Below are 22,923 nucleotides of genomic sequence, written 5' to 3' on the forward strand. Positions count from 1 at the left end.
ATTATTATTATATCTACTTTTGATTATGCATGATTTTTGGAATACCCTACGGCTATTACGCCTTCCTTTTTCGTTTTTATTGATGCCTGTTTTCCTTTTCGCCCTCAGTCAGGTTGAACATCTGAGCTGGAGTCGTGCATTATGGACATTTCTGATACTGCACCTGCTGGTGTATCCTGCCAGCAATGGTTATAATAGTTATGTGGACAAAGATGAGGGCAGTATTGGAGGGTTGGAGAAACCGCCTCTGCCCACAGATTTTCTTTTTTTTGTGACTCTTTTCCTCGATTTATTGGCACTAATTTTAGCCTATTTCTTGTTAGGTATTTCGTTTATGCTATGCCTGCTGCTATATATTGTGGCCTCCAGGGCCTATAGCTCCCGCATGATTCGCCTGAAAAAATATCCTATAGGTGGATTTTTAGTTGTCATGATTTTTCAAGGAGGCTTTACCTATTATCTGTCACTTATGGGATTAACGGCCGATAGGATAAACTTTGATGCCTCCTTGTCCTGGGTTTTATTGGCATGCAGCTTTCAGATTGCTGGTGTTTATCCCCTCACTCAAATTTATCAGCATCAGCAGGACCTAGCCGACGGTGTGGTAACCCTCAGTTATCGCCTCGGTTACCGGGGAACCTTCGTTTTCTCTGCGGTAATGTTTGCCCTCAGCAACCTATTTTATTATCAATATTTTGCGAGTCGATCCGATGGAATGGTTTTTTATTACTTACAATTATTCTTTTTGCCGATTATAGGTTATTTTGGATATTGGATGCTTTTGGTCTGGAGAAATTCTGAGCAGGCCAATTTTAAACATACCATGCGGATGAACCTGATAGCGGCCTTGAGTTTAAACAGCTTTTTTATATACCTTATTATTTTACGCCATTATCTTTGAGTTATATTTCACAAATTTCTACCGCTGTACCAGCAAATTGTTATTCTCAAAAGCAATTGGCCGAGTATTATGCCGATCTATCGTCAGACCCTATTCATAAAAGGAAATTAAAAGTAATAGCAGAAAAGTCCGGTATTGATACTAGGTACTCTGTTCTACCCGATTTCTCGTCTAATGGAAATGAAGCCGTGCTGTTTTCAAAAGACAAGGGTACTGCAGGACTGTCAGACCGAATGAGCGTATTCCAAAAGGAAGCCATTGGGCTTTCGCTTCAGGCCATAAAGGGGCTTTCGGATTTTGATGAACAAAAAAATACCCTTACGCACCTGATTACCGTCACTTGTACTGGTCTTTTTGCTCCTGGCTTGGATATAGAACTGATCAGGGCTCTTGAATTAGCTCCGAATATTCACCGTACTTCCATTAATTTTATGGGTTGTAATGCGGCTATTCTGGCCCTTAAACAAGCCGATCAGATCTGTCGAAGTATGGAGAATGCAAAGGTACTGGTGGTATGTACAGAACTTTGTACCCTGCATTTCCAACCACGTTTCGATGACGATTATTTATTATCCAATTTACTATTTGCAGACGGGGCTGCGGCGGTTATTATATCTTCCAATTCTGAATCCAAATATGCAGTTACGGCAAAGATGGGAGACTTTCACTCCATGATCTTACATTCGGGGTATCAAGATATGGCTTGGCAGTTATCTGAACAAGGATTTTTGATGAATTTGAGTTCCTATGTTCCACGACTTATCAAGGATAATATGAAGGAGATGATGAATCTTATAGGTCTGGAATGTGGTTCAGTAGATCATTGGGCCGTGCATCCTGGAGGTAAAAAAATTGTAGATGATTTTCGAAATGCATTAGAATTAGAGTCTCATCAGCTATCTACATCATACGAAATTTTACGCCGATATGGCAATATGTCTTCTCCGACGGTCCTATTCGTTCTGGCAGAAATACTTAGCGTTTCTCAGACTTCGCAGCGGGGGCAGCGTGTCTTTGGGGCTGCCTTCGGACCAGGGATCAGTATCGAAACCTTACAGCTAACCTATGTTTAAAATAAGGAGTACGCAACAGGAACTTCTAGATGCGGAGGCGATTCCCTCGGCAGACTTGTTTCGAAATCTAAAGGAGTTAGATATAATCAATCATTGGCTTGGAGGGTATCAGGTTACATTCGATGCGCTTAATAAACTATTAGACTATCGATCGCCTAAGACCATGGTAGATCTAGGGAGTGGGGGAGGGGATACACTGAATCGAATTTATGACTGGACGGCAAGGAAAGGCTTCCCCATCAATTTGGTAGGTATCGATCTGAAATCCGACTGCGTGGAATATGCCATTCAGAACCGGGGTGATCGGTCGATACGATATATCTGTGACGATTACCAACATTTGGACCGGTATTTGGAAGGAATAGATATCCTGCATGCCAGCTTATTTTGCCACCATCTAACTCACTCTCAGCTCGTTGCTCTCGTTAAATATGCCCTTTCTAAGCGGTGCATCTTAATTATCAATGACCTGGAGCGGACCCCTTTGGCATATTATGGCATATTAGGACTTACCAGCTTGTTTTCTAAATCATATCTGGTTCAAAATGACGCTCCTTTATCGGTGCTTAGAGGGTTTAAGAGTAAGGAATGGAAGCAAATTCTGGATCTGGCGGGCGCCCGACGTTATACTATTCGAAATAAATGGGCCTTCAGGCATCAAATAATAGTATATGGAAACTGAACATACTATTTATGACTGTGCGGTAATAGGAGGTGGATTGGCGGGTTTATGTACCGCTATTCAGCTTGCTCGTAGGGGAAAGGAAGTGATTCTTTTCGAAAAGAATATGTATCCTTTTCATAAGGTATGTGGGGAGTATGTATCGATGGAGAGCTGGGATTTCCTGATTTCCTTGGGCGTGCCCCTCAATGACTGGTCTCTACCTCGTATTCAGAGTCTGAGGATAAGTTCACCCTCAGGATTCACGCTAGACCATCGGTTGAGGTTGGGAGGGTTTGGACTTAGCCGATTCAAGCTAGACGCCTACTTATACCAGCTGGCTATTGAAAATGGGGTAAAAGTTATTCAGCAATGTAAGGTTAATGATGTGACAGATACGGGAGCAAATTTTCTAGTAAAGAGTTCGCAGGGAGTAGTTGCAGCAAGGGTGGTTTGTGGTGCTTATGGCAAATACATTCCGAGTTTTGTACAGACCTGGGACGACCATTCTGAGAAGATAATCGATCAGGATAATTATATTGCTGTCAAATATCACTTAAGAACCGATGTCCCTGCCGATCGAATAGAACTTCATAATTTCAAGGGGGGGTATTGCGGTGTTTCTCAGGTAGAAGATGGTATTTTCTGTCTCTGCTATCTTACTAAAGCCAAAAATCTGAAAGCAAATCAAAATAATATTGCGCAGATGGAGGCTACTATTCTCGATGAAAATCCTTATCTCAGCAAGCTTTTTTCCAATTCGGACTTTCTTTACGAGCAACCTCTGGTTGTTAGTAATATAAAGTTTCACAAGAGGCAAGCAGCAGTAGGAGCCCTATTTCAGGCAGGGGATGCAGCCGGGACAATATCGCCCTTATGCGGGAATGGAATGAGCATGGCGATGCGCTCCAGCAAAATATTAGTGGCGCATCTGCTCAGTTCTCTTGATGGCCCCCACTCACTCCGTCAGTCGAAGGAAGCCTATCAGGCAGAATGGAATAGAATATTTGGGTCAAGAATTCAAACGGGAATATGGCTGCAGCGTTTATTTGGCAAACCTCTTTTGACGGAAATAGCCGTCCGTTCTCTATCGCTAATGCCTTCTCTGGTTAGTAAGTTGGTCCGGAAGACTCATGGTCTCCCTTTTTGAAGATAATTAATAGGAAGCTTAAAGCGGGCCATCAGTGTTTCAAAAATGGCCACATTCATTAATAGCATCAACATACCGTAAAAAACATCTTCCACGGGAATGGTCAAAATTCGTATGCCCATATTTTCCATGTTGTTATACCATACCACCTCATTTTCAATGCCGGTGCCCGTAAGTACCCCATTAACAATCAGAAAAGGTAGGACTAAGAACATATGGGAATAATAGAATAATCCCAACCAGGAAGGTTTTAAATAATACTGCAGGTAAATAAGGCATATGGCGAGTCCTATGAAGGTCCATCCGGTATAGTACTTTTCGCCATTGGTTACGAGTCCAATAGCCAGAATAATTAAAATGATCAGGGTTACTCTCCTTTCGTGTTTTATCTGAAAATGAGGTGGGAGGTAAATTTTAAAACAGTAGTAGGTATATAGACAGGCATAAGGAATGCATACAAAAAACATGACTTCCTCTATAGGCAATCCCAGAATATACTGCCCAGAAATATAGATGGGATTAAACCCCCAAATTCCTAAATGCGTAAAATAGATATCCCATAACACGAATGGAATTAACGTTATCATTATGGCGGGCCATAAAGCTGTCCATTTTCGATAAAGTTTAACCTTAGGATGAAAGGAAACGAGCATTGGCACGGAGATGGACAAGATATTTATCCATAAATATAAAAGATTCATTTTACTTTGGCATTTGAGGCCTCTTTGAAGTATTTCATTGGAACCCATAACATTCCGAAACATTCGCCCTGGTATTTCCCTAAGTGTTTATGATGCATTTTATGGGCCCTTCTGATGGCCATAAAATAGGGAGCATTAGAGTTTCTGAACCATTTAAATCTTTGATGAATAAATACATCGTGGACCAGGAAATAAGCGAACCCATAAATCGTGATACCCAGTCCGATCCACAGCAGGGTGTTATAGCCCTCATAAATGCCCAGATAGAGACAAAGGATCCCAGGGATTGCGAAAATCAGGAAAAAGAAGTCATTTTTTTCAAAAAAATCTTTGTCATCCCTTTTGTGATGGTCGGCGTGAAGTGACCATAGGAAGCCATGCATCAGGTATTTATGAGCCAGCCAGGCTACGCATTCCATTCCCACGAATGTGCCTGCGACAATTGATAGGTTAATAATCCAGCTATTCATGATGATTGCAAATTGAGTTGGTTCTTTTCAATACTTCTGGAAGGCATATCTTAAACCATTCAGTATATTGTTCGGGATGAAGGGCAAGGTCGGCAAGTAAAGACTCTGCTGACATATATCGGTATCCAGCCGCTTCAAGGGGATTGGGAAGGGGCAATTCATCCGTAACACCGATGTATACATGGTCTATTTCATGCTCTATCAGATCTTGATCCAGCTGAGCATGGTACTGAAACTGGAAGACAAACGCAAGAGGCGTCTCCAGGCCCATTTCTTCACGAAGTCTTCGGTGTGCAGCCTCCGAGGTAGTCTCTCCATTATGCGGATGACTACAGCAGGTATTCGTCCAAAGGCCCTCTGAGTGGTACTTTCCATGCTGTCGCTGTTGAAGAAGCATCTCACCTTTGGAGTTAAATATAAATACGGATATGGCGCGGTGGAGCGCCCCTTTCTCATGGGCCTCCAGTTTTTCCATCAGGCCCGTTTGTTCATCGGCTTCGTTCACCAATATCACCATTTCGTTTCTCATATCCTCTAATTTTCATTGCTAACATTACCCTAGGTCTGCGGCTAAGACCAGCGAAACAAGGGCCAAAAGGCATGATCTAAGCCCGACTTGTCTGAGCAGAAAACAGGCGCTTAGCATCATTTGTTCCTTATCCAACAATTGTCCTAACCTATAAAAGATTAAACTGATGTCTTAAAAGGGATCTACACATAAGGCCGATTTTATTAAAATCGGGTATTCTGATCCGGGCATTCATTACCTTTTCAGGTGGGGTAGCTTTAATTCGTAAGTACAATTTAAAATAGTAATAGTAGGCCAGATATACTCCTCTGCGTGCTCCCGCTGGTAGCATCCGTATTCCGACCAGCGCCTCTGCAAAATCACTATCTATCTCCATTTCAATTTTTTCCTTATCGGCTTTGGAAAAATGATTGAAGTTAACCCCCGGGAAATAAGTACGACCCAGAACCTGATAGTCGGCCTTCAGGTCGCGTAAGAAGTTAACTTTCTGGAATGCCGCCCCCAGCTTCATCGCATAAGGTTTGAGTTGCTCATATTGCCGTTGATTTCCTTCAGTAAATACCCTCAGGCACATCAGCCCAACTACTTCCGCAGAACCCAATATGTATTGATTGTAACTTTCACTGGTATAAGATATGTCTTTTAGGTCCATCTCCATACTTTTAAGAAAGGTGTCAATTAATTCCCATTCAATATTATAGCGATGTACGACATGTTGAAAGCTATTCAAAATAGGGTTAATACTGATCTGATTTTCCAGGGCCAGCTCAGTATCCGTTCTAATCTTGCACATAAGGGCATCTTTGTCATAGTCGTGAAAGCTATCGACAATTTCATCGGCAAGTCTTACAAATCCGTAGATACCGTATATAGGATTTCTAAGGGCGGGTTTTAGGAAATAAATCCCTAGAGAGAAAGACGTGCTGTATAGTTGCGTGGTTTTTTTGCTACAGGCGTCCGATAAGTTGTCGAAGAGAATTTTCATACATCTAAATTTAGGGATTTGAGTAGTTCTTGAGCTGCAATTTGCCCTGAGATTATAGAAGGAGGAACCCCTGGGCCCGGCACTGTAAGTTGGCCGGCATAATAAAGATTTGCAACCTTTTTACTGCGCATTTTAGGTTTGAAAAAGGCGGTTTGCATCAAGGTGTTTGCCAGGCCATAAGCATTGCCTTTAAAGGCATTATAATCCATGATAAAATCTTTTACGCAATAACTTCTTTTATACTCAATTCTTGGTCGTATAGGTTCTCCCGCAAATTTTTCTAACCGCTCCATCAGCATATCAAAATAGGTTTCCCGTAAAGCTTCCGTATCTTCCAAGCCGATGGCGATGGGCATGAGTATGAAAATATTTTCTTTGCCCTCCGGAGCTACCTCAGGATCGGTTCGGGATGGGCAGCAGACATAAAATAATGGCTTATGAGGCCATTCCGGGGTTTTGTATATTTGCTGGGCGTGACCCTTAAAATCTTCTTCGAAAAACAAGTTATGGTGTCTTAATCGATTTAATTTCTTGCCGATGCCTAAATAAAAAATAAGGGAGGAGGGGGCGAAGGTTCGACCATCCCAATATTCTTTGGGGTAGGACTGATGCGATTTGGGAAGCAGCGAACCTTCAATATGCGCGTAGTCTGCTGATCCTATGAGAGCATCCGTCAAATACTGCTTTTCTGCCGACTGAATGCCAACTACTTTATCATTTTTTATGTTGATCCTGTCTATCGTTTGATTATAAATGATATTAACACCGTTTTCCTGAGCAATTTTATGAAACGATTCTGCCACTTTGGCGAATCCCCCCATGGGGTAAAAGGTACCTTGTTTTAATCCAGCATAATTCATCAGACTGTACATGGCAGGGGTGTCCGATGGCATTGCACCTAAAAATAAAACGGGAAATTCCATGATTGCCAATAGTCGGGGATCCTTGAAATACCGGCGAATATGGTTGCTGAATGAGGAAAATATCTGTAATCGGAAAGCATCTTTTACCAAAGAAAAGTCCATAAATTCTCTGACAGAATGAGCGGGTTTATATACCATATCTCCAACCCCTACCTCATACTTATATGCCGCATCTGCCATAAATCGAATTAAATTTTCTCCTGCTCCTCTTTCTATTTCTTCGAATAATCGACAAATGGCTTCAAAATCGGCAGGGATATCTACTACCTCCTGATTAGCAAAAACAACGGCAAAGCCAGGATCTAGCTTTTTAAGGTCGTAGAAGTCGGAAGTTGTATATCCAAATAAATTATAATAGCGTTCATATACATCAGGCATCCAGAACCAGGAAGGCCCCATATCGAATCGAAATCCTTGTTGAACAAATGACCTGGCCCGGCCTCCGCAGGATTCATTTTTTTCGTATACCGTCACTTCAGCGCCTTCTTTTGCTAATATAGCCGCGGCTGATAAGCCGGCAAATCCAGCTCCTAATACTGCTATGGAGGGCCTAAGTTTTTTCATTGTTCTAACTGTAGTTTTAGGGCGTCTATACTGTTGATGAATTCTATTTGTCGCGGGTAATTAGAAGAGGCTGAGGGGTGACTTTGCCCTGCCACGCAAATCTTGACATTTCGAAAAGATTCTACTAAAGATAATAAAAAGTGTTCTATATATTCCACACTCTGGTTACTTACGATAAAGGTACAGAGGTGAGTGGGGTTACAAATCTCCACCACTTTTTGTAAGTTAGGAAGGGGGACTCGGCAGCCTAGATAGACTACCTTCCCCCCTTGTCTGCTGATGATATAATGTGAAAAAAGTAGACCGATTTCATGATCTTCCCTTTCATTAAGAAAGAGAATCCAGGTTTGGCCATTGCCCTCGGTGGGTCTTAATGAGCTTATAGCCGTAAAGAGCCTTTTTCTTATAATATTGGATAAGAAATGTTCCTGTGCAGGGATTATCCGATCGCTTACCCATAACAGACCAGATTTTACAAGAAGTGGATATAGGAATTTTTCATAGGTCTCTTCCAAGCCTATTTCCTCTTCCAATTTGTCTATCAGTAAATCTAAGTTGTCTTGATCGAATTGTGTCATTAATAGAATGGCCTTCTTAATTGCTACCGTTATTTTGCCCTCGGTAGGGGCTTGATTTTCCCAGCTTTGAAGAACGAGTGCTTCAATTTCTTCTTTGGCTAACAAGCCTATTTTTGAAATTTTCATGCCAGTGTCAACCAGCATGGCCACATTTAATATTTTTTTTAAATCATCGTCGGAGTAAGTGCGGATATTCGTTTCTGTGCGACCCGGCGACAGGATATTATATCGTTGCTCCCATATCCGAATGGTATGGGCCTTAAGATTCGTTAGCCTTTCTAGGTCTTTAATTGAATAACTCCCCATTCTTTTTGTTTAATGTTTATCAAAAATAGTTAAACAAAAATACATTTAAAAATGTTACGACTTTATTTCTAGGAAAATTTAATGGTATGAGCCCTTAGACCTCTCGACTACCCGCATTTAAAAGAGTAATGGCGGAAGCGTAAAAGATGAAGGCTCTATACGTTATTAATTTATTTTCAGAGGGTTGTATTGTAAAAAAAGAATGATAAGAATTGAAAGTATCAAAAAAATAGATATATTTGATACTGCTAATATCTTTGTAACACTAAACACTATTTAAATGAAGAATCAGGCGATTTACTGGGCAGTTAATATTAAATTCTTGAGAATAAGGTATAAGTTAAGCCAGGAGGCACTAGCCGAGAAGTTGGGAATTTCCAGAGTCAAGCTTAATGCACATGAGAGTGGTCGTACGGCGAATCCTACGATAGATGACTTAATTAATTTTTCTGAATTTTTTAAAATGAGTATTGATAGTTTGTTGAAAATAGATCTTACTAAGCTTTCCGAAGGAAAACTTAGAGACCTTGAACAGGGCAGCGCCTTGTTTATGAAAGGGGAGAATATTAGAGTATTGGCTATCACAGTAGATAAGGAGGACAAAGAGAATATAGAATATGTGCCGGTTAAAGCCAAAGCAGGCTACAGGGCTGGCTATAGTGACCCTGAGTTTTTAGCTTCCCTCCCTAAGTTTAACCTTCCCAATCTTCCCCGTAATGGTACATTTCGTATGTTTCCTACCATTGGTGACAGTATGTTGCCTATTCCGGAAGGAAGTGACATTATTGCCAGATACGTACAGGACTGGACCAATATCAAGCCTGAAACTGCTTGTATTGTCATACTGAAAGGTGAACAGGAATTTGTATTTAAGCAGGTAACATTTCAGAACGATGGTTCTGTTTTGCTCCAGTCCTTTAATAAACAGTATTTCGCTTATACGGTCCCTGTAACGGAAGTCCTCGAAGTATGGGAATATTATAGCTTCCTAAGTAAATCCTTACCAGAGCCTCAGACTGACCTCCAGATATTATTAAAAATGTTACAGGAAATGAAATCTGAAATTAGCGATCTTAAAAAGGGAGAAAAATAGATTTGTTTATAGTAAATATTGGATAAATAGATAGAATTCGAACAAGGAATGTAGTAATTCTTAATTTATATGTCGAAACATATATAGAAGTATAATCCAGTATGAAAAATTGTGTGTAATAGTCTTTGGGGTTCCTATGTCGCAGATCTGGAAGGCCCCTCATGGTTTTAAAAGCAGACCCCCGAAACGGTCTGGTTAACCTCAATAAAACATAGGTTTAGACCATTTTTTTTAGCCTTTAAGTATGCTCCGTTAGATTTGTGGAAAAATAAACCCTAATCAACTATGCATATTTTACTAAAAAAATCGAAGGTTTTATCCATCCTGTTTTTACTGGTTTGCAGTATCTCTTTGGCTCAGAGCCCGACAGCTCCAGCTATGAAATTTAATATTTTCGTTAAAGGAAATACGATATTAAAATCCTCTGAAACGGAAGGCCCGGTGGCCATCGGTGGTGATCTTACTACCAACCAATATCAAATCAGTTTTGATAAAGCGAATGGTGTATTCTTTAGCGGAGGGGCGTCTATTGGTTTGGCGGTCAGAGGGGGGATTAAATTGAACAGTGGTTCGCTCACAATTAATGGTACGAATTATATTAAAATTGGAAACTGTACGAGTCCAACTCCACTTAAGACCTGGTATCGTGACAATAATGGTGCGGCTTCTACTATTAGAATTACTGAATCAGGAAAATCTTACAGTTCAAACCCAAACATTACCATCAATGCTTCCGCCACTTCTTTTGGGGGAGCCGAACTAAGTGATTCCAATAATCCGGTTTGTCAGAATGTTTTTGGAACGGGTCTGGCTCAAATCGACATGGATGGGGCCTTTACCAATATGATTTCCAACTCTGCCAAATTAGCAACCTTAGCAGACAATTTGCCAATCAGGGATCAGAATGGTAGGATAATTTCTGGAGCTGAGGTGGGACCTTACAGCGCTTCCAATCAATTTGGAAACAATCCCAAAATAATTGTGGACCCCAATAAGGTCAACGTTTTAACCGTGTCAGCTGAATTATGGAATTCCATTAATAACATTAATATTGAGGGTATACCGTCGGGACCATCGAAGATAGGGGATCCTATCCCTAATACGAAATTTGCTTTGATAGTTAATATTGTGGATTTCCCCTCTTTTAATAAGAAGATAAATTTTCCAGGTTTTGGAGGGCTTAATGATGCTCAAGGCAGCTATGTGCTATATAATTTTCCTGATGCCGTCGGAGCCTTATCTATCGGTGGAAACGCCCAAATATCTGGTACAATAATGGCACCTCAGGCGAAGCTTACCAAGGAAAATAATGGGAATATAAATGGGCAGATCATCGCAGCTGAATTTGTACACCTATCCGATGAAATTCACTTTTGGCCTTTCCAGCCTTCAGTACCCCTCCCAGAGGACAAAACAATAACGGCCTCGGGAAATTCTTACTGTGAAAAGGATGCTGCTTGGATGGCCTATACTATTACACCCAATTATGATGCTGCTGGTGCCATGGCTAAGATAGAATGGATCAATCCTTCGGGACAGGTAGTGAAGACAGAGACAAATCAGCCCTTAAACGGTAATATCCTGTTTCCCGGAGCAGCAGTAGATGCCGATGGCAAAGGGATTGCCTGGCCGGGATGGGTTAAGGTGGATGGGAAATGGAAGGAAGTTGATGATTTGAACGGATCCATTAAGCAGGCAGGTTCCAAAGTACGTGTAACGCTTACCCCATCAACTACCTTTGATATTACCTATCCTAGCTCCACGAACACCTGTAGTACCACGCCCACTTCTGATACGCCTTTGCCTGTCAAACTGGTACGTTTTGAAGCGGAAAATGTTAATTGCGAAATACAGTTGAAATGGGAAGTGGCTGAGGCTGAAAACTTCTCTCACTTTGAAGTTGAGCGCTCTTCGAATGCACGTTCTTTCGAATTGATAAAAGAAATAACTTTTACTTCTGCCCAAAATAAATATAGCCTTACCGATCGCCCCTATACTCAGGAGGTTGCTCAGGCAGGAACACAATATTATCGTTTGAAACAGGTCGATCTGGATGGAAGTTTTGAATATAGTAACATCAAGGCTATTGCCGAACAAGGATGCGCTGTAGAGCAGTCTGTGATGGTATATCCCAACCCTGCTATTAGTGAGGTGAATGTACGAAGCCAATCTGATTTAAAGATTCTGGAAGTTTACAACACCCAATCAAAGCAGATTATACGGTGGGCTCCTAAATCTTCCACTAAGGATATAGTCGTACCGGTTGGTGGACTGGACTCGGGTACTTATATTCTTAGGGTGGTCAATAGCTCTGGCCAAACTGTAAGTAAGTTTTACAAGCAATAAATTAGTGCACCTAGGATCGGAGTGCCGGAATGGATAGGTATTTTAAAGCGAACCAAACCAGTCTGATTATCATAAGCCAAGTCGGGCTATCAGACAATATTAAAGCTAAAAAATAGGATAGCTGTTGATTCCATTCAAATAGACTTTACTACTCAACTTGTGAAATCTTTTGGCGGGAGTGGCGTAAGCCACTCCCGCTTTTTCGGGTAAGAGCAGTAATATCAGCAATTCAGCTAAGCTGCCGATCCTTCCATATATAATGCTTGTCCTGGGCCGCCAGGCCAAAATAACTTACATAGAAAGGATAGACCAACTGGGTAAGTATTAAGTAGGGTAAAGAAGTCGTTTTACCAAAAAATTGCAGTACGGGAATCAGAAAAATCCATTCTGCCAGACATTTCAGGAGCCAACCCCAAAGCATTATAGAAATGGGAACGAAACCTGTGAGTGCCAGAATACTGAGGGCAAGTAACGAAAAATTGGAGATAAATATGAAAATGGCCAATACCTTTGGTGTGAGGCTTTTATAGTGTTTCCATTTGCTACCCCATCTTTTTCTTTGCTGGAAAAAAGAAGGCCAAGTCTGGTGAGCTCCCGTATATACAATGGCCTCCTGCATTTTTACAAAGCCCAACCTCCCAGGAAACTGATTTGCAATTTTATGCATTAAAAATTCGTCGTCGCCAGATGCAAGGTGATCAACGCCTGAAAATCCCCCAACCGAAAGAAATGCCTCTTTTTCGTAGGTAAGATTCGCACCATTGCACATGGAAGGGTAGCCTTCCGATAGCGAACATGCTCCACTAGCTACCAAACTGGCAAATTCAATAGTTTGTAGGTGGTCTGTCAGGCTCGATTCTGGTAAGAAGGTAACAGGGCCACTAAGGAGCTTATGGTTCGTCGTCTCATATGCCATTGCCAAACTATGTAGCCAGAATGGCCCTACGCGGCAATCTCCGTCCGTCGTGGTAATGAGCTGTCCTGAGGCAAGGTTAACACCCGTTTCAATGGCTCTTTTCTTAGGCGATTTGCTAGCGTGTACTGGGAGATCAATGAGCCGGAGCTGACATACGGAAGTCTCCATCTTGGCTTGCACCAGTTGGGCAGTACCATCTGTAGATCCATCGTTCATAATCAGGATTTCATAAAGGGCTTTCGGGTAGTTCTGAGCCTCCAAATCCTCAATTAGTGCCCTTATATTTTTCTCCTCATTCCGAACCGGAACGATAATGGTAAACTTGGTTCTGGGCAATGAATCGGGTGTCGATGTGTTAACATTTTTTATTCTATGCCAACTTATGGCCAGACCTAAGGTAAATAGGGCGTAACAAATTAGGAGAATCAATATCCCCATTCCAAGCAACATATTAAATGAAATCACCAGCATATGATTATTTTCCAAAATAATTTCTTTTGATTTTCACCTTCCACAACAAATACATTCCAATAAATAAAGGACCCAGCACATTCACTACCCATATTAGAAAGGTGGCCGCGAGAACCTCTTCAACTGGTAAATAAAATGATTGGAAAACATATAAGGCCGTGAATTCCCGGATGCCCAGATCGCCTATTATATTGATGGCTGGCAGGATGGTTTTGACCAAAAATATCAAGGAAACACATGAAGCCAGGGAGGCTGTATCGACAGGAAAGTGGAAAAGTGACAGGGCTAGCAAAAACTGTCCTAAAAACACCAGATACCTTAGCCCTCCCAAAAACGTAGCGTATAATAAATGTTGACTTTTATACGCTCCAATTACGGATAGGTATGTTTTTATACGGATCAGAAAAGGTTTTCGGGTGTTAAAAGAGATCAGGTTTTTTCTGAAAATTCCAATAAGAACTCCCATCAGACATAAACATATCAATAGTGTCAATATAGAGTCTTGTTGGCTGTTTGGTAGGCCGATTCGGTCGGAAATAGCAAGCCATCCTAGGGTTCCGCCTACAATAGAAACATAAAACTGAATGCCGTTTGAGACTAGAGCGGCTCCAAGGGCTCTCATCCTATTCTGGGAGGGTAAGGCGCCCAGGCGACCTAAGGTATCGCCCACTTGGGCGGGAACGGCCACACCTACCGCCAGGCCTGTCAGTGTGCCTCTAAAGGCCTGCCAGAATGAAATTTTAAAGATTTTGTTCACCAAAGTCTGCCATTTCAGACTTTCTAATGCCCAATTAAGGGGGATTAGTATAACCAATAGTATGATAATGAGAAGGTTATCGTTACTCCAGACTTTATTTAGGCTTACCAGAATATCGGATAGCCCCTTCTGTTCGCGTTGAAAGGTCTGAAAGATATAACTGAGAATTAATCCAGTTATCGTTAATTTTGCCAGAACAACTAATTTCTTCCAACGAAATGAAGGGAGGGATGTGTTTGTTTTTTTATCTTGAATCATCATGAAAAGCATACTGGCAAATAATAAGGAAAAGGTGATCATCGGAGTAGATCCGGGTACACAGGTGATGGGCTATGGGGTGATAGCCGTGAGTGGCCAGCAAATATCGCTTATTCAATATGGCGTCATACATTTGAGCAAATATAGTACGCATGAGCTCAAACTTAAAAAAATATTTGAAAGGATCACTCAGTTGATCGAGGATTACCTCCCCGATGAAATGGCCATTGAGGATCCATTCTTCGGTAAGAATCCTCAATCAATGCTCAAGCTAGGCCGAGCGCAAGGAGTGGCTATGGCGGCGGCTCTTGCCCGTAGCATACCCATTGTAGAATATGCCCCTCGAAAAATAAAACAATCGGTAACGGGCAGTGGAAATGCCTCCAAGGAACAAGTGGCGTATATGTTAGAAAAAATTCTTAAAATGGAGCTTTCAAGAGAGTTTATGGATGCTACCGATGGTATTGCCATTGCTATCTGCCATCATTATCATGCCAATTCCCCCGCGTCAACGGGAACAACCAAGGCCGGTAAGTCTAAAAAAGGTGGATGGAGTGCTTTTATAAGCGAGAATCCTGAACGTCTCAAATAGAAACTATGCGCTAAGGTTTGAACCTTCTCTAAATATTTATGGCTTCATTACTACCCTTAAAATCTCCTGAATTTTGGTCGCTGATCTGGCAATATTTTCGTGATCTGATAAGCTAAAACTTCTATCCAGGTAGTAAAATTGGCAACCTCAAGACCTGAAATGCTGCGAAAAGTGCCCATATTCTGTTTGGAATCTTCAGTTAAAAGATCAGTCCATAGCGTTTGTCATCAGAATTGGCTTGTTGCCTAGTGGTATGGGGACGAACTCATGGTCTGTAGCCAAGTATCAGCCATTCCTTTTGAACTGTGCAAAAAGGAACTCCATCGTTTTATATCATCTGCGATGGAGCAAGTCTTCCTGCAGCCAAATGCATATTCCTTCCCAAATCTTCCGGGTGAAACAAACTCCCTGTTCGATCATAAGGATAAATCTTGGTGCTCCTCCTGATGGCATGGGCAAGGGTTGGCAGTAACTGCACGTGACCGCGGTAGCGCCCAGTCTGAGAATCGGAAAGATAAGGAAGGGAGACACGCACTAGTGCTCATGCATACTGAAAATCTTTATTCATAATGCAGCATGATGAGGACAGCGGTAATCTGTTGGCTGATCGATTCAGTACCAGGAAAGGTCGGCCTCTAGAAATAATTCGAACCTTGCCAATTGATTATAAGTGGGACATAGTTTTCATGATGACCGCTATTAGTAAGAGGAGATCTTATTGAGAAGCCGGTTAGCCGAAATTGGAATTATTTAAATTATTCGGTCAAAATTATCATTATAAAACAGTTGTTTAAAATAATTAAACGTTTGTTTGATTATATATCCTGCTGCACTTAACTTTACGCCGAGATTTAGACCCTAACACAAAATATATATGGAATACGGACCAAAGCAACTTCAGATCATTTCGGTCGCCGAGGCTCTTTTTGCGAAAAAGGGCTTCGAAGGGGCTTCTATTCGAGATATTGCGCAGGAGGCAAAGATTAACATATCTATGATCTCTTATTATTTCGGCTCGAAAGAAAAATTGATTGAAGCCTTATTTGATGTCAGAATGGTAGAAACTCAGTCTACTTTGATGAGTATACTCCAAAACTCGGAATTAAATGCCCTACAAAAAGTAAGTATTTGGATCGATGGCATAGTGGAGCGATTAATGCGAAGCCAGAATTTTCATAGTATCATGATGCGTGAGCAGTTGTCTGCCCAGCGAAGTTTAGCGATATCAGAGCATATTATGAACTTGAAAATGAAGAATATCGAGCTTATGCGTCAAATGCTCGATATGGGCTACCGAGAAGGAATATTTAAGGAGGAGCACGATCTTAGTCTGATTCTTACCACGGTATATGGTACGGTCAATCAGGCGATTGCCAATAAGGCTTTCTATAAGAAAATTAATCAATTAGATCATTTAACGGAAGAAGAGTATATCGAAATGATGATTATGAAATTAAAGGTGCATTTAAAGAATATTTTTATTAATACTGTGAGTAATGAAACTAGCAATGATTAAAATTATCCTTGGAAGTTGCCTGATCCTGGCTATGCCACTTCTTACAAAAGGGCAGGGGGTGAAACGGATAAGTTTGGAAGAGTCCGTGGGCTTGGCTTTGTCGCATAGCAAGCAGTTGAAAATCAGTCAAGCCAATTTAGACCTGGCAGCATTACAGATTCGAGAATTAAGGGAAAGCCAACTGCCTTCACTCGAAGCGAGTGCAACCTATTTAAGATTAAACAGCCCGAATGTTAATTTGAAGTTGCCCCAGAGTGGTACAGATAGCAGCAACGCATTGGGAAATATGGCTCTGCACCAGGCTATGTATGGCATGGTTAGCACCAGTGTTCCAATCTTTGCAGGATTTAGATTTAAGTATGCTATCCAATCGGCTAGGTTTTTGGAGCGAGCAACCGAGCTCGATATACTAACAGATCGTGAGTCAGTAATATTAAATGTAGCTCAGGCCTATTGTAATCTCTATAAGGCCAGTCGAGCGGTAGTTCTGGTTTCTGAAAATTTAAAAAGTGAGCAAGAAAGAGTGAAGAAGTTTGCCGATAGAGAAAAGAATGGATTATTGGCACGAAATGATTTAATGAAAGTCAAATTGCAGGAATCAAATATTGAACTCGCCCTTTTAGATGCTCAAAATGAGCTGAAGATTACCCAGGTTAATTTTAACCTAATGCTAGGATTACCCACTTCAACGCAACTGGAAGTTGAAGAGTTATATTTTGATCAACTTCCGGAGGTCAGTCCATTGTCCCAGTGGTCCGAACAAGCACTTAGCCATCGTAAAGATCTGGCTGCAAATCACCAGAGACAAAAGGCCGCCAACTCCAACGTAAAGGTAGTCAGAGCGGATATGTATCCTTCTGTGGCCCTAACAGCGGGCTATGTGGCTCTTGGATTACCGGGGTTGGTTACGGTTCCAAATGCGATGAATGTTGGGATAGGCGTCCGATACAATATTGCCTCGTTATGGACGAATGATTCTAAGGTTAAAAAGGCCCGAGTAGAGGAGTTTCAATTAAGAACGGTGGAAGGGATGATTACTGACCAAATAGAGTCAGAATTGACTTCTGCATACTATCATTATATATCCAGTAAGCAAAAAATTGGGGTTTATGAAAAAGCCAAACAGCAGGCGAAGGAAAATTTCAGAATTACGAATAACAAATATGATAATAGTTTAGTAAGCACCACCGAGTTGCTTGATGCGGATGTGGCCCAGGTCCAATCGCAGATTAATTATGAAATGGCCAAGGCAGATGCCTGGTTTCATTATAAGAAATTGCAGGAAGCTGCTGGAATTATCAATTTAGATAGATCAGAAAACTGATTATTCTCGATCCTAATTATAAAGAAATGGAAAACAATCAAAATCCTAAAGAAGGCCCTAAAAAGACAAATAATCGTTTTATTATTATTTTAGGTTTATTGATATTGGTTAGTGGAAGCTGGGGTATAAGCAAGTATTTGCATGGTCAGCATCATGAAGAAACAGACGATGCCCAAATTGACGCCCATATCAGCCCTGTTATTCCCCGGATATCTGGTTATGTCACCCAGATCAAAGTGGAAGATAATCAACTGGTAAAAAAGGGAGATACTTTAGTCCTTCTCGATGATAAGGATCAACGAATTAAACTTCAGCAGGCTATGGCGGGACTGTTGGGCTCCGAAAGTAATTTAACAGTCGCCAATGCCAGTACTCAGGCCTCCAGAGCCAGTGGTAGTACCTACCAGGCCAACGTAGCTGTGGTTCAGGCTCAGATTGAGGAAGCAAAGGTAGCTGTATGGCGCGCAAATCAAGATTTTAGCCGGTATGAAAATCTGATTAAGGATCACTCCATTACTCAGCAAGAATTTGAACAGGCCCAGGCAGCCAAGCAGAAAGCCGAACGGGGACTTGCCGTTTTAGTTGCACAGAAGCAGGCAGCCGAAAGGCAGGCTAATGCAGCAGGTACCCAAACCGTGGCTACTTCCCGGCAAAAAGAAGTTGCTGCCGCTAATATTCAAGCACAACAAGCCCTAATTGAAAATGCCAAGCTATTGCTGTCGTATACGGTCATTACCGCGCCCACCGACGGACGGGTCTCAAAAATAAATGCTCAGGTAGGCCAATTTCTACAGGCTGGACAAACGCTATTTAGTATTATATCCAAAGATGAACCATGGGTAGTTGCCAATTTTAAAGAGACTCAACTCTCCAAAATGAAGGTAGGTCAGACTGTCAAGATTCATGTCGATGCCTACCCCGAACATATTTTCGAGGCACAGGTAGCTTCCTTTTCTCCCGCAACTGGAGCTCGGTTTGCTTTGCTACCTCCAGACAACGCCAGCGGAAATTTTGTCAAAGTTGTCCAGAGATTACCAGTTAAGATTGAATTTGTAAAGCAAGAGGCCTCACAGTTAGCCTTACTACGGCCGGGGATGAACGTGTTTGTGGATGTTGAATTAGATTAAGATGCTTAGGCCAGCGAGGTTAAAAACTCAGGCACTTGTTATATTGGATTTATGGAATTACAAGAATCTCTGGTCGAATATGGGTCCAGAAGGGTGATCATCACCATAACTGCGGTCTTGTGTGCCTTATTGGAAATAGTGGACACAACCATTGTAAATGTGGCATTAAATGACATGCGTGGCAATATGGGCGGTACTTTGTCCGAAGTCAGCTGGGTAATTACAGCTTATGCTATTGGTAACGTCATCATCGTTCCCATGACGAGTTGGTTGTCTCAACAGTTTGGCCGACGCAATTATTTTGCCGCCTCTATTATTATTTTTACTGTCGCATCTTTTCTCTGTGGTCAGTCTGGTACGATCTGGGAACTTGTGCTTTTTAGATTGATACAGGGTATTGGAGGCGGAGCATTATTGGTGACCTCTCAAACGCTGATAACCGAGAGTTATCCCCCTGAAAAAAGAGGTGTTGCGCAGGCTATATATGGCTTGGGGGTCATCGTTGGGCCTACCCTAGGGCCTCCGTTAGGTGGCTACATTGTCGATAATTTTAGTTGGCCTTATATCTTTTATATCAATATACCACTGGGGGTAATTGCTGCATTGATGACCCTCGAGTTTGTTCGGAGTCCTAAATTTGCCAAAAAGAAATCGGCTAATGAGATTGATTGGTGGGGAATTGTTTTTCTAGCTACTGCTGTTGGCTCCTTGCAGTTTGTATTAGAAAGAGGCCAAGAGGAGGATTGGTTTAATAATAGCCATATCGTCTTTTTTACAGTTACTGCCGTGCTGGGACTGTACTTCTTTATTTGGAGGGAGTTGACCTATAAAAATCCCATAGTAAATCTGAGGGTACTGAAGAATGGAAATTTAAGAGTGGGTACCATCCTGTCGTTCATACTCGGCTTTGGCTTGTATGGATCTACATTTATTATCCCCTTATATACCCAAGCGACCTTGGGGTGGACAGCGACTCAATCTGGTATGCTTATGGTACCTGCAGCCATCGTAACGGCTATGATGATGCCGGTTGTTGGGCAATTAATTCAAAAGGGTATTCGACAGCAGTATCTGGTAGCGGCGGGAATGCTATTTTTCTTTATCTATAGCTTTTGGGGCTATAAGATTCTTACACCTGACACAGGGGCTGATGACTTCTTCAACATGCTGCTGATAAGGGGAGTGGGGCTGGGTTTATTATTTGTTCCCATTACAACATTGGCTTTGTCCACTCTTAAAGGGGCTGAAATTGGTGAGGGAGCTGCCTTTACGGGAATGATGCGACAGTTAGGAGGTTCTTTTGGAGTAGCCATGATCACGACCTTTATAGCCCGCGAAACCATGATGCACCGGAGCGATCTGGTAAGTCATTTGGATGTAAATAGCCCGGCTACTCAACAGCGCGTTATAGCTTTGCAGCAAAATTTCCAGAATAAAGGAATGGGTGCAGACCAGGCATTGAGAAGCGGTTATCAATTAATGGACTTCAGCATTGGCAAACAGGCGATTGTTTTATCCTATATGGACGTATTTCTCTATTTAGGAGTTTTATTCCTTATATGCATTCCATTTGTTCTGATGACTAAAACGGGTAAAACCAAAGTTGATACTTCTGCCTTACACTAAAGGGCATTATGAACCCATCAGGGAAATAGATTATATTTGCCCTCAGAGGCCAGCGAGGCTATTGCCTAAGCTATCCGACAAGGGATATGTAGGTTTGAAAATCGTCTTCAACAAGGCTAAATAATGATATGAATCAAAAGGCAGAATCCCAAATTAGGAACATTGTTGTGGACCGCTACATTACGCCCTTAAGGGAGGGAGGTTCTTTACCAGCTATTGTAGAGGGTAACGATGGCTTTCGCTATGTCCTTAAATTTCGGGGAGCAGGGCAGGGGTTAAAAGCGCTCATTGCTGACTTTATCGGAGGAGAAATTGCCCGTTGCCTAGGCTTCCGGGTCCCCGAAATGGTTTTTGCAGAATTAGATGAAGCATTCGGCCGAACGGAGCCAGATGAAGAAATCCAGGATCTATTAAAAGCTAGTTGCGGTATAAATTTAGGTGTTCATTACCTCAGTGGTTCTATGACCTTCGATGCCGCAGCTACACCCATTGATGCACATACTGCTTCTGGTATCGTATGGCTGGACCATCTCATTACCAATGTGGATAGGACAGCCAGGAATACAAATATGTTGCTTTGGAACCATCAGTTATGGCTGATTGATCATGGCGCCTCTTTGTATTTTCATCATAATATAGAGAGCTGGAAGACGAGTGCTCTTAAACCTTTCCTGCAAATTAAAGATCATGTCCTATTGTCCAGGGCTTCGGAAATCGATAAGGTAGGCCCAGTGTTTAATGCGATACTAACCTCAGAGCGATTATGGGAAATACTATCGCTCATACCTGATGAGTGGCTGCTGAACGATCGCGTATTCGAGCAGGCGGATCAATACCGTCAGGTCTATTTGGAATTTTTATTGCTCAGACTACAGCAGTCTGTACAATTTGTAAAGGAAGCCAGCCATGCAAAATAAGTATTTATACGAATACGCACTGATCAGAATTGTTCCCTGTGTAGAACGGGAAGAATTTATTAATGTAGGAGTCGTTGTTTTATGTGCAAATAAGAATTTTCTGCAAACGGTAATCTCCTTAGACGAGTCTAGATTAGCATGTCTTAAACTGCATACCGATTTGGATCAGATTAGAAGTTATCTGAATAATTTTAATGCCATTGCCCAGGGCAAATCCGATAGCGGCCCAATAGGATTATTGTCCTTAGCTGCCCGTTTTCGATGGCTTACCGCCAATCGGAGTACTGTAATCCAAACTTCCAGAGTCCATCCAGGTCTCACATCCGACCCGGAGAAAACGCTACAGCGATTATTTCAGGAATTGGTCAGTTTATAAGTAAGGATGACTGTTCTGACAGCCATTCTATAGCATTCCGGTTAAGGCGTAAGGCGCCATTTTGCTCCATCTTTTTTAATAAACGAGACACGACTTCACGAGAAGTATTCAGATCATTGGCAATTTCCTGATGGGTAATTTTCAGCTCGGTATAATTAATCTTTTTGAATTGATTTTTTAAATAAAATTCTAAACGTTCATCCATGCCCTTGAAAGCAACATGATCGATGACATTAAGTAATTCTTCAAAACGGGAACGGTATGTCTCAATTACAAAGTAATACCAGCTTTTGTAATTTTTCATTAATTCATCCATCAAGGCCACTGGGATCAGTATTGCCAGGGTTGTTTCTATAGCCATCGCCATCACTTGACTCTCTTCGTTCTTTGCCGCGCAGATCATCGATAGGGCACATGCACTACCTGGTGCCAATTCGTACATAAATACCTCGTTCCCCTCATCTCCCTGCCGATAAAGCTTCACTCGGCCCCCCGCAATAAGCATGGCATGCTTAAAGTGCTGACCCGTACGCATCAGCACTTCTCCCTCCGAGAATTGACGCAAGGAGCAAGCGTCAGCCAACCGTTTCTTTAAACTGGATTCAAAATAGGGAAAGTGCTGGTCTATTAACTGTAGGATGGTGTCGGACATATCATGAAACAATAATTACTAATGTATGAGCTACGTTTCAGGATGGCTATTTGTTCCCTTTATCTAATATATATTTATGGACTGATCAGTCTACAAAGTCTATATTTTATA

The 22,923-nt window shown here is 41.7% G+C and carries 22 protein-coding genes; 13 read left to right on the plus strand and 9 right to left on the minus strand.

Annotation, left to right across the window (positions count from 1 at the left end):
• Nucleotides 1-25: 25 nt before the first annotated feature.
• From X939_RS23880 to X939_RS0101460, 4 genes are read left to right on the plus strand one after another with little or no spacing between them, the layout of a single operon-like run.
• Nucleotides 26-901, plus strand: coding sequence for a UbiA family prenyltransferase (locus tag X939_RS23880; protein WP_044198327.1), 876 nt, complete (start codon nt 26-28; stop codon nt 899-901).
• The gene (locus X939_RS23885; protein ID WP_025761476.1) at nt 898-1,974 is read left to right on the plus strand and encodes a type III polyketide synthase; all 1,077 of its coding nucleotides are present in this window, start codon (nt 898-900) and stop codon (nt 1,972-1,974) included. Before X939_RS23880 ends, X939_RS23885 begins: the two co-directional genes overlap by 4 nt.
• Nucleotides 1,967-2,656, plus strand: a complete 690-nt coding sequence (locus X939_RS0101455) for a methyltransferase domain-containing protein (protein WP_025761478.1) — start codon at nt 1,967-1,969, stop codon at nt 2,654-2,656. The genes X939_RS23885 and X939_RS0101455 overlap by 8 nt, the downstream gene beginning before the upstream one ends.
• On the plus strand, nt 2,646-3,785 hold the full coding sequence (locus tag X939_RS0101460; RefSeq protein WP_025761479.1) for an NAD(P)/FAD-dependent oxidoreductase: 1,140 nt from the start codon (nt 2,646-2,648) through the stop codon (nt 3,783-3,785). The genes X939_RS0101455 and X939_RS0101460 overlap by 11 nt, the downstream gene beginning before the upstream one ends.
• On the opposite strand, the gene X939_RS0101465 is transcribed toward X939_RS0101460, so the two are convergent.
• The 6 genes from X939_RS0101465 to X939_RS0101490 all read right to left on the minus strand — a co-directional run bounded on the left by X939_RS0101465 (nt 3,767) and on the right by X939_RS0101490 (nt 8,841).
• On the minus strand, nt 3,767-4,534 hold the full coding sequence (locus tag X939_RS0101465; protein ID WP_374754292.1) for a lycopene cyclase domain-containing protein: 768 nt from the start codon (nt 4,532-4,534) through the stop codon (nt 3,767-3,769). The genes X939_RS0101460 and X939_RS0101465 overlap by 19 nt on opposite strands.
• Nucleotides 4,483-4,956 carry a sterol desaturase family protein gene (locus X939_RS0101470; protein ID WP_025761481.1) on the minus strand — a complete coding sequence of 158 codons (474 nt, stop codon included), beginning with the start codon at nt 4,954-4,956 and terminating at the stop codon, nt 4,483-4,485. Before X939_RS0101470 ends, X939_RS0101465 begins: the two co-directional genes overlap by 52 nt.
• Nucleotides 4,949-5,485 (minus strand): isopentenyl-diphosphate Delta-isomerase, encoded by a 537-nt coding sequence (idi, locus tag X939_RS0101475; protein WP_025761482.1) that lies wholly within the window; start codon nt 5,483-5,485, stop codon nt 4,949-4,951. Before idi ends, X939_RS0101470 begins: the two co-directional genes overlap by 8 nt.
• 148 nt (nt 5,486-5,633) lie before the next feature.
• Nucleotides 5,634-6,470: a phytoene/squalene synthase family protein gene (locus X939_RS0101480; protein ID WP_025761483.1), complete on the minus strand. Its 837-nt coding sequence runs from the start codon at nt 6,468-6,470 to the stop codon at nt 5,634-5,636.
• Nucleotides 6,467-7,957, minus strand: a complete 1,491-nt coding sequence (gene crtID, locus X939_RS0101485; RefSeq protein ID WP_025761484.1) for a bifunctional phytoene desaturase/3,4-desaturase — start codon at nt 7,955-7,957, stop codon at nt 6,467-6,469. The genes X939_RS0101480 and crtID overlap by 4 nt, the downstream gene beginning before the upstream one ends.
• A complete protein-coding gene (locus X939_RS0101490; RefSeq protein WP_025761485.1) occupies nt 7,954-8,841 on the minus strand; it encodes a MerR family transcriptional regulator in 888 nt (295 codons plus the stop codon). Before X939_RS0101490 ends, crtID begins: the two co-directional genes overlap by 4 nt.
• 280 nt (nt 8,842-9,121) lie before the next feature.
• Between X939_RS0101490 and X939_RS0101495 the strand changes: the two genes are divergently transcribed.
• Entirely contained in the window at nt 9,122-9,934 is an 813-nt protein-coding gene (locus X939_RS0101495; RefSeq protein ID WP_025761486.1) for an XRE family transcriptional regulator, read from the plus strand.
• 285 nt (nt 9,935-10,219) lie between these two features.
• Nucleotides 10,220-12,280 carry a choice-of-anchor A family protein gene (locus tag X939_RS0101500; RefSeq protein WP_025761487.1) on the plus strand — a complete coding sequence of 687 codons (2,061 nt, stop codon included), beginning with the start codon at nt 10,220-10,222 and terminating at the stop codon, nt 12,278-12,280.
• 229 nt (nt 12,281-12,509) lie between these two features.
• Here the strand turns inward: X939_RS0101500 and X939_RS0101505 are convergent, their stop codons facing one another.
• Together X939_RS0101505 and X939_RS0101510 are read right to left on the minus strand one after the other, a co-directional pair.
• Nucleotides 12,510-13,682 (minus strand): glycosyltransferase, encoded by a 1,173-nt coding sequence (locus X939_RS0101505; protein WP_229235919.1) that lies wholly within the window; start codon nt 13,680-13,682, stop codon nt 12,510-12,512.
• On the minus strand, nt 13,672-14,685 hold the full coding sequence (locus tag X939_RS0101510) for a lysylphosphatidylglycerol synthase domain-containing protein (protein ID WP_229235921.1): 1,014 nt from the start codon (nt 14,683-14,685) through the stop codon (nt 13,672-13,674). Before X939_RS0101510 ends, X939_RS0101505 begins: the two co-directional genes overlap by 11 nt.
• Here X939_RS0101510 and ruvC point away from each other — a divergent pair.
• The 7 genes from ruvC to X939_RS0101550 all read left to right on the plus strand — a co-directional run bounded on the left by ruvC (nt 14,684) and on the right by X939_RS0101550 (nt 22,160).
• Complete coding sequence (ruvC, locus tag X939_RS21960) at nt 14,684-15,274, plus strand: crossover junction endodeoxyribonuclease RuvC (RefSeq protein ID WP_044198182.1); 591 nt, start codon at nt 14,684-14,686, stop codon at nt 15,272-15,274. The genes X939_RS0101510 and ruvC overlap by 2 nt on opposite strands.
• Before the next feature lie 874 nt (nt 15,275-16,148).
• Nucleotides 16,149-16,790, plus strand: a complete 642-nt coding sequence (locus X939_RS0101525; protein ID WP_025761491.1) for a TetR/AcrR family transcriptional regulator — start codon at nt 16,149-16,151, stop codon at nt 16,788-16,790.
• Nucleotides 16,783-18,114 (plus strand): TolC family protein, encoded by a 1,332-nt coding sequence (locus tag X939_RS0101530; RefSeq protein WP_025761493.1) that lies wholly within the window; start codon nt 16,783-16,785, stop codon nt 18,112-18,114. The genes X939_RS0101525 and X939_RS0101530 overlap by 8 nt, the downstream gene beginning before the upstream one ends.
• A gap of 26 nt (nt 18,115-18,140) precedes the next feature.
• Nucleotides 18,141-19,241 carry an HlyD family secretion protein gene (locus X939_RS0101535; protein ID WP_025761494.1) on the plus strand — a complete coding sequence of 367 codons (1,101 nt, stop codon included), beginning with the start codon at nt 18,141-18,143 and terminating at the stop codon, nt 19,239-19,241.
• A gap of 51 nt (nt 19,242-19,292) precedes the next feature.
• On the plus strand, nt 19,293-20,867 hold the full coding sequence (locus X939_RS0101540) for a DHA2 family efflux MFS transporter permease subunit (RefSeq protein ID WP_025761495.1): 1,575 nt from the start codon (nt 19,293-19,295) through the stop codon (nt 20,865-20,867).
• A gap of 128 nt (nt 20,868-20,995) precedes the next feature.
• Nucleotides 20,996-21,784: a HipA family kinase gene (locus tag X939_RS0101545; RefSeq protein WP_025761496.1), complete on the plus strand. Its 789-nt coding sequence runs from the start codon at nt 20,996-20,998 to the stop codon at nt 21,782-21,784.
• Nucleotides 21,774-22,160, plus strand: coding sequence for a DUF3037 domain-containing protein (locus X939_RS0101550; RefSeq protein ID WP_025761497.1), 387 nt, complete (start codon nt 21,774-21,776; stop codon nt 22,158-22,160). The genes X939_RS0101545 and X939_RS0101550 overlap by 11 nt, the downstream gene beginning before the upstream one ends.
• On the opposite strand, the gene X939_RS0101555 is transcribed toward X939_RS0101550, so the two are convergent.
• Nucleotides 22,150-22,812 carry a Crp/Fnr family transcriptional regulator gene (locus X939_RS0101555; RefSeq protein ID WP_025761498.1) on the minus strand — a complete coding sequence of 221 codons (663 nt, stop codon included), beginning with the start codon at nt 22,810-22,812 and terminating at the stop codon, nt 22,150-22,152. The two genes, X939_RS0101550 and X939_RS0101555, sit on opposite strands and share 11 nt — an antisense overlap.
• Nucleotides 22,813-22,923 lie beyond the last annotated feature (111 nt).

The organism is Dyadobacter tibetensis Y620-1, from assembly GCF_000566685.1.
Classification (GTDB): Bacteria; Bacteroidota; Bacteroidia; order Cytophagales; family Spirosomataceae; genus Dyadobacter; species Dyadobacter tibetensis.

Excerpts from the sequence above, each read along its gene's own strand:
- X939_RS23880 (WP_044198327.1), top strand. The coding sequence starts at position 26 with ATGCATGATTTTTGGAATACCCTACGGCTATTACGCCTTCCTTTTTCG.
- X939_RS0101455 (WP_025761478.1), top strand. The coding sequence starts at position 1,967 with ATGTTTAAAATAAGGAGTACGCAACAGGAACTTCTAGATGCGGAGGCG.
- X939_RS0101460 (WP_025761479.1), top strand. The coding sequence starts at position 2,646 with ATGGAAACTGAACATACTATTTATGACTGTGCGGTAATAGGAGGTGGA.
- X939_RS0101465 (WP_374754292.1), bottom strand. The coding sequence starts at position 4,534 with ATGGGTTCCAATGAAATACTTCAAAGAGGCCTCAAATGCCAAAGTAAA.
- X939_RS0101470 (WP_025761481.1), bottom strand. The coding sequence starts at position 4,956 with ATGAATAGCTGGATTATTAACCTATCAATTGTCGCAGGCACATTCGTG.
- idi (WP_025761482.1), bottom strand. The coding sequence starts at position 5,485 with ATGAGAAACGAAATGGTGATATTGGTGAACGAAGCCGATGAACAAACG.
- X939_RS0101480 (WP_025761483.1), bottom strand. The coding sequence starts at position 6,470 with ATGAAAATTCTCTTCGACAACTTATCGGACGCCTGTAGCAAAAAAACC.
- crtID (WP_025761484.1), bottom strand. The coding sequence starts at position 7,957 with ATGAAAAAACTTAGGCCCTCCATAGCAGTATTAGGAGCTGGATTTGCC.
- X939_RS0101490 (WP_025761485.1), bottom strand. The coding sequence starts at position 8,841 with ATGGGGAGTTATTCAATTAAAGACCTAGAAAGGCTAACGAATCTTAAG.
- X939_RS0101495 (WP_025761486.1), top strand. The coding sequence starts at position 9,122 with ATGAAGAATCAGGCGATTTACTGGGCAGTTAATATTAAATTCTTGAGA.
- X939_RS0101500 (WP_025761487.1), top strand. The coding sequence starts at position 10,220 with ATGCATATTTTACTAAAAAAATCGAAGGTTTTATCCATCCTGTTTTTA.
- ruvC (WP_044198182.1), top strand. The coding sequence starts at position 14,684 with ATGAAAAGCATACTGGCAAATAATAAGGAAAAGGTGATCATCGGAGTA.
- X939_RS0101510 (WP_229235921.1), bottom strand. The coding sequence starts at position 14,685 with ATGATGATTCAAGATAAAAAAACAAACACATCCCTCCCTTCATTTCGT.
- X939_RS0101525 (WP_025761491.1), top strand. The coding sequence starts at position 16,149 with ATGGAATACGGACCAAAGCAACTTCAGATCATTTCGGTCGCCGAGGCT.
- X939_RS0101530 (WP_025761493.1), top strand. The coding sequence starts at position 16,783 with ATGATTAAAATTATCCTTGGAAGTTGCCTGATCCTGGCTATGCCACTT.
- X939_RS0101535 (WP_025761494.1), top strand. The coding sequence starts at position 18,141 with ATGGAAAACAATCAAAATCCTAAAGAAGGCCCTAAAAAGACAAATAAT.
- X939_RS0101540 (WP_025761495.1), top strand. The coding sequence starts at position 19,293 with ATGGAATTACAAGAATCTCTGGTCGAATATGGGTCCAGAAGGGTGATC.
- X939_RS0101545 (WP_025761496.1), top strand. The coding sequence starts at position 20,996 with ATGAATCAAAAGGCAGAATCCCAAATTAGGAACATTGTTGTGGACCGC.
- X939_RS0101550 (WP_025761497.1), top strand. The coding sequence starts at position 21,774 with ATGCAAAATAAGTATTTATACGAATACGCACTGATCAGAATTGTTCCC.
- X939_RS0101555 (WP_025761498.1), bottom strand. The coding sequence starts at position 22,812 with ATGTCCGACACCATCCTACAGTTAATAGACCAGCACTTTCCCTATTTT.